Origin of the sequence: Okeania sp. SIO3I5, assembly GCF_010672085.1 — a bacterium.
Lineage (GTDB): Bacteria > Cyanobacteriota > Cyanobacteriia > Cyanobacteriales > Microcoleaceae > Trichodesmium.
In genome coordinates this window covers 1-2707 of the sequence record NZ_JAAHHT010000469.1, presented here as the reverse complement: position 1 = coordinate 2707, position 2707 = coordinate 1, and the positions used below count along the sequence as shown (strand labels likewise).

Annotated in this window: 1 protein-coding gene; it reads left to right on the top strand. The window is 30.4% G+C overall.

What is annotated here, in order from left to right:
• Window positions 1–580: 580 nt before the first annotated feature.
• Window positions 581–1501, top strand: coding sequence for a 2OG-Fe(II) oxygenase (locus tag F6K40_RS39700; RefSeq protein WP_293145669.1), 921 nt, complete (start codon window positions 581–583; stop codon window positions 1499–1501).
• Window positions 1502–2707 lie beyond the last annotated feature (1206 nt).

The following is a 2707-nucleotide window of genomic DNA, read 5'->3' as shown; positions in this document are numbered from 1 at the left end:
TTATCTATTCCTACGAAATCAGAATTACTACTCCCTATTCCCTATTCCCTATTCCCAGTTAAGTGTTCCCAGTTAAGTGTTCCCTAAAACCAAATAATTTTGTACTTCACGCTTTTTGGGAATTGCTGTATTAATTATTAATTATTAATTATTAATTATTAATTATTAATTATATTAATACCTAATACCAATTCACTTGAAGGATGTCACAAATAGTTTCAAACTTTAAATGTAAGCATTCAGCAGATCGCTTATCAGCTATCAGCTTTCGAGGTACATCTACATTTCCAATTATGGATTTACAACTCAGACTTGTCGTTTTTTTGCTTCAATTTTCTGATTGAAAATGTGCTATAAGTTAAAGGAAGAATTGCTTGATTTAAAGGTTAGAGCTGAGAGCTGACTGCTAATAGCTGAATGCTTACCTTTAAATATCAAAGAATTGCCTAAAACTTTTGTATTATCAAATTTTTTAGCATATAAAATCTCATTTCATAATTCTGAATTCAGAATTGAGAATTCCATGAAACGGTATAAGGTAAAGTATCATCAAACCTCTAGTAAATTATCGAATTTAATTATGTACAGAGAACCAAAAGCAGACAAAAATACCAATTTTAATAATCATAATATTTTTCCTGTAGAAAGGGTAAACAAATTACTGTTTCAGTCGATTGATACTTTGGAAGAAATCCTCAAAAATCAACAACTTCCAGCACAAGAACGAGCAACAGTAGCTCTAAAAATTCTAGAAATGACAGGTATTTTATCTCAGCAAAATAATTATTCACCAGCTACATTAGTATCCGAAGCTCAACAACAACTAAATCAACTACAGACAAATAATGTAGAAACAAATGTGTTGACTAAAGCACCACCAAAAATACAAGTAAAACCTAATTTTTTAGCTGCTGATTATGTGGAAATTACAAATTTTTTATTGCCGGAAAACAATCAAAAAGCCATAGAGGAAGCAATTCAAAAACAAGACCAATATGTTGAATCAACTACAACAACTAAAGCAGATAAATATCGCCAATCTTATGTACTATTTTCACAATACTTTCCTGAATTATCAGCGCTTATTCAAAGTCAAATATTAGAAATTTTGCCAGAAGTATTAACCAAACTAAATTTTCCTGCCTTTGAGATATCAGAAATTGAAGTGCAATTAACAGCACATAATGATGGATGTTATTACAAAGTTCATAACGATGCAGGTAGCGAAAAAACTGCTAGTAGAGAAATTAGTTATGTTTATTATTTTTATCAAGAACCTAAAGCTTTTTCTGGGGGTGAACTGAGAATGTATGATACTGAATTAAAAGGTGGTGGATCAATAACTCATCAGAATTATAAAACTATTACACCTGTTAATAATTCAATCGTCTTTTTTAACAGTCGTTGCCGACATGAAGTAATGCCTGTTGTTTGTCCTTCTAAAGCATTTGAACATAGTCGATTTACTGTTAATGGTTGGATTAGAAGGTTAGTTTCTTAAGAAAGGAAGAAGGAAGTATTGAATAATTAATAATTAATAATTAATAATTCTAGACAGTACAAAGTTCTTGGAATAACTATAGCTAGCTAAGGCTTTCAGCGAACCTAAGGTTATCAACTATCTATTAAAAGCTGTAGGTGCTTTCAATAATTAATAATTAATAATTAATAATTATCTCTTCTTATCAAGAAGAGGATTTGCTGAAAGGAGTTTTTTTCTGTTTTCTCCATGAATGGAGAGGCTTTAAAACCTTATTTTTCGGTAAATATTGCAAGAAGGGAAAAATGATAGAGATAGCTGTCTAAAATTAATTTAAAGCAGCTATTTTTTGTGATTTTCAAGCTTCAGATGTGAAATAATTTTCTGAAATTACTTTAGCATCAGGAAGGAAAAAGGAAGGAAGAAGTAGGAGGAAGTAGTAAATCTTGAAAAAAAGGGAAAAATGATAGAGATAGCTGTCTAAAATGAATTAATTGAAGTAGCTCTTTTTTAGAGACTGAATGTATCAGGAAATATAAAAAGGAGATAGGGAACACTTAACTGGGAACAGGAAACAGGGAATAGGAAATAAGAAATAAGAAATAAGAAATAAGAAATAAGAAATAAGAAATAGGGAATAGGGAATAGGGAATAGGGAATAAGAAATAAAAAATAAGAAATAAAAAATAAGAAATAAGAAATAAGAAATAAGAAATAAGAAATAAGAAATAGGGAATAGGGAATAGGGAATAGGGAATAGGGAATAGGGAACAGGAAATAAGAAATAAGAAATAAGAAATAGGGAATAGGGAATAGAAAATAGGGAACAGGAAATAAGAAATAGGGAATAGAAAATAGGGAACAGGAAATAGGAAATAGGGAATAGGAAATAGGGAATAGGAAATAGGGAATAGGGAATAGGGAATAGGGAATAGGTATGGAGGTCCGAAGAAATCAAGACAAGTATTGAAGAGTTAAAATCAAGGGAATATATATACATTTCCACCTAATCAATCTACAAAATTTCAATCTTTTGAAGTACCTTTTACTTTGAGATTTTAGTCACTCAACAACTCTCTTAAGACTTATTTTACAAACAGTTTCTTAAATGGCAATATGAAATGATTCCTGAAAAAACTGTAGGGGTTTGGTCTCCAAATCCGATTTTTGCTTGGGGAAAGGAAACCAAACCCCTACGATTAAATATTACAACCTATTTAGGATGGG

Coding starts and splice junctions, on each gene's coding strand:
- F6K40_RS39700 (WP_293145669.1), top strand. CDS start 581: ATGTACAGAGAACCAAAAGCAGACAAAAATACCAATTTTAATAATCAT.